At 66.6% G+C, this 7045-nt stretch carries 8 protein-coding genes and 1 tRNA gene; all 9 read right to left on the reverse strand.

All coding sequences use genetic code 11. The annotated features are described in order from the left end of the window. Positions 1-12 precede the first annotated feature (12 nt). The 9 genes from ruvA to E3T49_RS04050 all read right to left on the reverse strand — a co-directional run bounded on the left by ruvA (position 13) and on the right by E3T49_RS04050 (position 7024). Entirely contained in the window at positions 13-636 is a 624-nt protein-coding gene (gene ruvA / locus E3T49_RS04010; protein ID WP_134423631.1) for a Holliday junction branch migration protein RuvA, read from the reverse strand. Further along, positions 633-1235 carry a crossover junction endodeoxyribonuclease RuvC gene (ruvC, locus tag E3T49_RS04015; protein ID WP_241972619.1) on the reverse strand — a complete coding sequence of 201 codons (603 nt, stop codon included), beginning with the start codon at positions 1233-1235 and terminating at the stop codon, positions 633-635. Before ruvC ends, ruvA begins: the two co-directional genes overlap by 4 nt. A 4-nt stretch (positions 1236-1239) precedes the next feature. Then, positions 1240-2004: a YebC/PmpR family DNA-binding transcriptional regulator gene (locus E3T49_RS04020; RefSeq protein ID WP_134423633.1), complete on the reverse strand. Its 765-nt coding sequence runs from the start codon at positions 2002-2004 to the stop codon at positions 1240-1242. Between the two features lie 162 nt (positions 2005-2166). Beyond that, positions 2167-2709, reverse strand: coding sequence for a DUF1697 domain-containing protein (locus tag E3T49_RS04025; protein ID WP_134423634.1), 543 nt, complete (start codon positions 2707-2709; stop codon positions 2167-2169). A 9-nt stretch (positions 2710-2718) separates the two neighbouring features. Next, a complete protein-coding gene (pdxT, locus tag E3T49_RS04030; protein ID WP_134423635.1) occupies positions 2719-3312 on the reverse strand; it encodes a pyridoxal 5'-phosphate synthase glutaminase subunit PdxT in 594 nt (197 codons plus the stop codon). Between the two features lie 10 nt (positions 3313-3322). Further along, entirely contained in the window at positions 3323-4219 is an 897-nt protein-coding gene (gene pdxS, locus E3T49_RS04035; RefSeq protein ID WP_134423636.1) for a pyridoxal 5'-phosphate synthase lyase subunit PdxS, read from the reverse strand. A 68-nt stretch (positions 4220-4287) separates the two neighbouring features. Continuing rightward, entirely contained in the window at positions 4288-4851 is a 564-nt protein-coding gene (locus E3T49_RS04040) for an HIT family protein (RefSeq protein ID WP_134423637.1), read from the reverse strand. A gap of 1 nt (position 4852) precedes the next feature. Further along, entirely contained in the window at positions 4853-6775 is a 1923-nt protein-coding gene (gene thrS, locus E3T49_RS04045) for a threonine--tRNA ligase (RefSeq protein ID WP_241972631.1), read from the reverse strand. A gap of 177 nt (positions 6776-6952) precedes the next feature. Further along, positions 6953-7024 (reverse strand) — tRNA-Val (locus tag E3T49_RS04050). Between the last annotated feature and the right edge of the window lie 21 nt (positions 7025-7045).

Raw genomic sequence — 7045 nt, forward strand, 5'->3', positions numbered from 1 at the left:
CCTGCGCGCCGCTCACGCGCGACGCTCCGATGCCTGCTGGGCCGGTCCGAGTCGGGCCAGAACCAGGCGGAGCAGGGCGGCCACACCGATCAGCTCTGGTTCGTTCGACTCGGCGAGGGTCTCCTCGACGGCCTGCGCGGCCACCTTCTCCGACCAGCCGAGACCGATCAGAGCCGCCTGCACATTCGCCGAAGCGCTCGTGGGCGCCGGGCGGGAGGCTGCCGCGGCCGTGGTCGTGACGAAGACCTTGCCGGCCAGCGACAGCACGATCAGTTTCGCCGTCTTCGGGCCGATGCCGCTGACCTTGCGGAAGGCGCCGTCGTCTTCGGACGAGACGGCTTGGGCGATCTGGCTGGGGCTGAGCACCGCCAGCACGCCGAGGGCAGATTTCGGCCCGACCCCGGTCACGCCGACCAGGAGTTCGAAGACCTCGAGTTCATCTGCGGCCGGAAAGCCGTAGAGCGTGAGCGAGTCTTCGCGCACGATCAGCGTGGTGGAGAGCAGCGCTTCGGTGCCGACGCGGAGGCTCAGGGCGGTCGTCGGGGTGACCTGCACAGCGAGGCCGACTCCCCCGACCTCGATCACCGCCACGGAACCCAGGGCAGACAGGACAAGGCCACGTACGGAAGCAATCACCGCTTCAGACTACGGGGCACCGACGACACCGCGCTGCGCTCGGCGGCGCGCCACGCCTTCTGGGCCGGCGTCAGGATGCCGGGTGCGACGTCGGCGGCCGTGGGCAGGGTGCCGCCGGAGGCACCGGTGCGCCACGCGTGGCAGATGGCGATGGCCAGGGCGTCCGCGGCATCCGCCGGCTTGGGTACCTCGGTCAGGCCCAGCACCCGCGCGACCATGAGGCCGACCTGGGCCTTGTCCGCGGAACCGTACCCGGTGATGGCGGCCTTGACCTCGCTCGGGGTGTGCAGGGTGACGGTGAGTCCGCGCTGCGCCGCGAGGAGCAGGGCGACGCCGCTGATCTGGGCCGTTCCCATCACCGTGCTGACGTTGTTCTGGGCGAAGACCCGCTCGATGGCGACGACGGCAGGCTGGTGGCGGTCGAGCATGTCTTCCAGGCCCCGGCTGATCAGCAGCAACCGCTGCTCGAGGGGCAGGTCGGGCGAGCTGCGCAGCACGGTCACGTCGACGAGCGTCGCGGAACGGTTGCCGGCGACGTCGACGATGCCCACCCCGCAGCGGGTCAGCCCGGGATCGATGCCCAGAACCCGGACTGACACCGCGTTACTCGGCTTCGGCCTGAAGCTCCGCGATGACCTCGGGCGACACGTCGTAGTTGCTGTAGATGTTCTGCACGTCATCGAGCTCTTCGAGGGCGTCGATCAGCCGGAAGACCTTGCGGGCGGTCTCGGCGTCGACCTCGACCTTGAGCTGGGGCACGAAGGCGATGTCGGCGGAGTCGTAGTCGATTCCCGCCGTCTGCAGGGCGGTGCGGGTCGCGACGAGGTCGTGCGCTTCGCTGAAGACCTCGAATTTCTCCCCGTCGTCGACGACCTCTTCGGCACCCGCGTCGAGCACGGCGAGGAGCACGTCGTCTTCGGTGAGGGCGTTGCTCTTCGGCACGACGACGATGCCCTTGCGGTGGAAGTTGTACGCAACACTGCCCGGGTCGGCCATGTTGCCGCCGTTGCGGGACATGGTGGTGCGCACCTCGGCGGCCGCGCGGTTCTTGTTGTCGGTCAGACACTCGATCATCACGGCGACGCCGTGCGCGGCGTAGCCCTCGTACATGATGGTCGTGTAGTCGACAACTTCGCCGGACAGTCCGGCGCCGCGCTTGACGGCACGATCGATGTTGTCATTGGGAACAGAGGTCTTCTTGGCCTTCTGGATCGCGTCGACCAGGGTCGGGTTCCCGGAGAGGTCGGCGCCGCCCATGCGGGCCGCGACTTCGATGTTCTTGATCAGCTTGGCGAAGGCCTTGGCCCGACGCGAGTCGGTGACCGCCTTCTGGTGCTTCGTTGTCGCCCACTTGGAATGTCCGGACATGAATCTCCCGTTGTCTTTGGCTGTCGTGACTTGGCTGTCGTGACTTGGCTGTCGATTGGCGCCGGGGTGCTCGCTGCCGCTGGTCGCTGCACTGCTGTGCCACTGGTCGCTGCACCTTGGAGTGCGCCCCATTCTAACCCGCGATGCCTGATGGGACGGGCTTCACGCGCCCGGGGCGGCGGCGAGCACCTTGTGCAGTGTGCGCAGGTTGCGCGTGGTCGTGGTCGACCGATAGCGGGCCCTGCCGCTGAGCTTGCTGAACGGGCTGTTGATGCCGACGCTTCGGCGCACCTGCCAGTAGAGCACGCTCGCCCCGGGCCGCACCTCTTCCGTGAGCGGGTCGAGCGGACCGGCCGCCTCGATCAACTCGTCGAGAGCGGATTGTTCGGCTCCGAAGACGACATAGGGATGCCAGCCGTCGCGCTGGGCGTCGAACGGGAAGTCCCGCACCACCGCATCGAGGGTGCCGACGCCGACGAGCACGATCCACGCCTGATAGCCGAAGGCGTTGGACAGGGCGCGTTCGATCCGGAGTTTGAGCGCCGCGGCATCCGTTTCACCCGACGTGAACAGCACGTTGCCGCTGGCCAGGACCGTGCGGACATGCGTGTGGCCGAGTTCGCGGAACACACCCTGCAGGTCCGCCATTGTGATGGTGATCCCGTTCACGTTGATTCCGCGCAGGAGCGCCACCCAGTCGGCCATGAGCGGAGCCTAGTGACGGAAGCGGGCGTCGGCCACCTTCTGCAGGAAATATTCGTGGAAGCGGTATTCCCCGCTGATCTCCGGGTGGAACGAGGTGCCGAGCAGGTTGTCCTGCTCGACCGCGACGCAGCGTCCGTCGGGGAGCGTGGCCAGGGCCCGGGCGCGGGGCCCGACGGTCTCCACCACGGGAGCCCGGATGAACACGGCATGCACCGGCGAAGCGCCGAGCACGGGAACGTCGAGGTCGGTCTCGAAGGACAGCGTCTGCGAGCCGAAGGCGTTGCGGCGCACCGCGATGTCGAGCCCGCCGATGGTCTGCTGGCCTCGGATCCCGTCGATGACGGAGTCGGCGAGCATGATCAGCCCGGCGCAGGTTCCATACACGGGCAAGCCGGCCCGCACGGCCTTCGCGAGCGGGTCGGCGAGGCCGAACGCGCGCGCCAGTTTGTCCATCACGCTGGATTCACCGCCCGGAATCACCAGCCCGCTGATGCGGGCCAGTTCTTCCGGGCGGCGGATGAGTTCGACCTCGGCGCCGAGGTTCCGAAGAACCGCGGCATGCTCACGAAAGTCACCCTGGAGGGCGAGAACTCCAACGCTCACGAACGGGTGGCTACCAGCCGCGCTCGGAGAGGCGGTGCGGCGCGGCGAGGTCGGACACGTTGATGCCGACCATGGCCTCGCCCAGTCCGCGGGAGACGGAGGCGATCACACTGGGGTCGTCGTAGAACGTTACGGCCTTGACGATGGCGTTCGCGCGAGCCTGCGGGTTGCCCGACTTGAAGATGCCGGAGCCGACGAACACGCCGTCCGCACCCATCTGCATCATCAGGGCCGCGTCGGCCGGGGTGGCCACGCCGCCGGCGACGAACAACACGACGGGGAGCTTGCCGGTGGAGGCGATCTCGGCGACGAGTTCGTACGGGGCCTGCAATTCCTTCGCGGCGACGTACAGTTCGTCCTTGCTCAGGGCGGACAGGCGCGCAACCTCGCCCTTGATGGTGCGGATGTGCTTCATGGCCTCGGAGACGTCGCCGGTGCCGGCCTCGCCCTTGGACCGGATCATGGCCGCGCCCTCCGTGATGCGGCGAAGCGCCTCACCCAGGTTGGTGGCTCCGCAAACGAACGGAACCGTGAAGTTCCACTTGTCGATGTGGTTGACGTAGTCAGCGGGGCTGAGCACCTCGGACTCGTCGATGTAGTCGACGTTCAGCGCCTGCAGGATCTGCGCTTCCACGAAGTGGCCGATCCGTGCCTTGGCCATCACGGGGATGGAGACCTCGGCGATGATGCTGTCGATCAGGTCCGGGTCGCTCATGCGGGCGACACCACCCTGGGAGCGGATGTCGGCGGGTACGCGTTCAAGGGCCATGACGGCGACAGCACCGGCGTCCTCGGCGATGCGTGCCTGCTCGGCGTTGACGACGTCCATGATGACGCCGCCCTTCATCATGTCGGCGAGTCCACGCTTGACGCGGCTCGAACCAAAGGCGGAAGTGGTTTCAGTCATAGCTGTGATTCTATTCCTTGGGTGGTGTCGGTTCCGGCCGGCGGGTGCCGGTGGGGAGGTATATACGGCTAGTTGCCATCCTTCGGCCAGCCGTCTGCGACTTCGCGTCGAACATCGCCGAGCAGACGGGGAATCGCCTTCGTGCCGGCGATGATCGGGAAGAAGTTCGAGTCCAGCGCCCAGCGGGGAACGATGTGCTGGTGCAGGTGCTCGGCGATCCCGGCGCCCGCGATCCGGCCCTGGTTCATGCCGATATTGAACCCGTCGCAGTGGGACACCGCCTTGAGCACGCGCATGGCCACCTGGGTCAGACTACCGATTTCGGCGATCTCCTCCGGGCTCGCCTCGTCATACGTCGCAATGTGCCGGTAGGGGCAGACCAGAAGGTGTCCGCTGTTATAGGGGAACAGGTTCAGCAGCACGTAGGCGTGTTCACCGCGCGCCACGATCAGGGCCTTCTCGTCGGTCATGCTGGGTGCCAGGCAGAACGGGCAGGCGTCGGCGTGCGGCTGCTGCCCGTCCTGGATGTAGACCATGCGGTGGGGTGTCCAGAGCCGTTGGAAGGCATCCGGGACCGCGGCGAAATCGGACGACTGTTCGAGCCCTTCGAACCCGCCGCTCTGCTCCTCCACGTCAGGCCTGGCCCTGAGTCGTGACCTGGGCCCGTGTCTCGATCGCAGCGATGATGCGACGGATGGCCTCGTCGGCCGGTACGCCGTTCTCCTGGGTGCCGTCACGGAACCGGAAGCTGACCGCACCGTTGTCACGGTCGTCCTCGCCGACGATCAGCTGGAACGGAACCTTGGCCTTGGTGTGGTTACGGATCTTCTTCTGCATCCGGTCGTCGGAGTGGTCGACCTCGGCACGCACGCCGGCGGCCTTGAGACGGCCGACGATCTCGTCGAGGTACGGGCCGTACTGCTCGGAGACCGGGATGCCCACCACCTGCACCGGGGACAGCCACACCGGGAAGGCCCCCGCGTAGTGCTCGGTGAGCACGGCGAAGAAGCGCTCGATCGATCCGAACAGGGCGCGGTGGATCATCACCGGGCGCTGGCGTGAGCCGTCGGGGGCGGTGTATTCGAGGTCGAAGCGCTCCGGCAGGTTGAAGTCCAGCTGAATCGTGGACATCTGCCAGGTGCGGCCGATCGCGTCGCGAGCCTGCACGGAGATCTTCGGGCCGTAGAAGGCGGCGCCGCCCGGGTCGGCGACGAGCTCGAGGCCGGATGCTTCGGCGACCTCGCGCAGGGTGTCGGTCGCTTCCGCCCAGGCCTCGTCGGTGCCGACGAATTTCTTCGGGTCCTTCGTGGACAGTTCGAGGTAGTAGTCCTCGAGGCCGTAGTCGGCGAGCAGCTTCAGCACGAAATTCAGGGTGCTGGTGAGCTCGTCCTTCATGCCTTCGCGGGTGGTGTAGATGTGCGCGTCGTCCTGCGTCATGCCGCGCACACGGGTGAGGCCGTGCACGACCCCGGACTTCTCGTAGCGGTAGACGGAGCCGAATTCGAACAGTCGCATCGGCAGGTCGCGATAGCTGCGGCCGCTGGAGCGGAAAATCAGGTTGTGGAACGGGCAGTTCATCGGCTTGAGGTAATAGTCGACGCCCTGGCGGGTCATATGACCGTCGGCGTCGTACTCCGCATCGAGCTTCATGGGCGGGAACATGCCGTCGGAGTACCAGTCGAGGTGGCCGGAGGTTTCGAACAGGTTCGACTTGGTGATGTGAGGCGTGTAGACGAAGTCATAGCCGGCCTCGGTGTGCCGCTTGCGGGAGTAGTTCTCCATCTCCTGGCGGATGATGCCGCCCTTGGGGTGGAAGACAGGCAGACCCGACCCGATCTCCTCAGGAAAGCTGAACAGGTCCAGTTCGGCGCCGAGCTTGCGGTGGTCGCGCTTGGCAGCCTCCTCCTGGCGGGCCTTGTAGGCGCGCAACTCGTCCTTGGTCGGCCAGGCGGTGCCGTAGATGCGCTGCAGTTGCGGGTTCTTCTCGGAACCACGCCAGTAGGCGGCGGCCAGCCGGGTCAGGGAGTATCCGTTGCCGATCATGCGGGTGTTCGGCAGGTGCGGGCCTCGGCAGAGGTCCTTCCAGACCGTCTCCCCCGTCTTCGGGTCCACGTTGTCGTAGATGGTGAGTTCGGCGCCGCCGACCTCGACCGACTCGTTGTCGGCGGTGTCCGCGGCACCGCCCTTGAGCCCGATCAGCTCCAACTTGTACGGCTCCGCTGCAAGTTCTTCCCTCGCCTGGTCGTCGGTCACGACGCGGCGCACGAACCGCTGGCCCTGCCGGATGATCCGGTCCATGGCCTTTTCGAGCGACTTGACGTCCTCGGGGGTGAATGCCTCTGCGACGTCGAAGTCGTAGTAGAAACCGTCGGTGACGGGCGGGCCGATGCCCAGCCGCGCGGCGGGGTTCACGGTCTGCACGGCCTGGGCGAGCACGTGGGCCGCGGAGTGGCGCAGGATGCTGAGACCGTCGGGAGAGCCGATCGTCACCGGTTCGACGACGTCGGTCGGGGTCACCGTCGTGGCGAGATCCCTGAGCTCGCCGTTGACGCGCATTGCGACAACGGACCGGTCGGTGAATAGCTCAAAGCCGTCAGCCACGTGTATTACTCCTCAGTATTGTTCGAACCCCATCAACTTTAGCGGCGCACCCCGACCCGGATGGGCACAGCGGTATCGGGCACAAAAAAACCCCCGAGTTACCGGGGGTTTATCTGTCTCGCACTGCAACTGTGGGCGATACTGGGATCGAACCAGTGACCTCTTCCGTGTCAGGGAAGCGCGCTACCGCTGCGCCAATCGCCCAGTTCCTGAAAATCGCTTTTC

The organism is Cryobacterium cryoconiti, from assembly GCF_004403065.1.
GTDB classification, from domain to species: Bacteria; Actinomycetota; Actinomycetes; order Actinomycetales; family Microbacteriaceae; genus Cryobacterium; species Cryobacterium cryoconiti.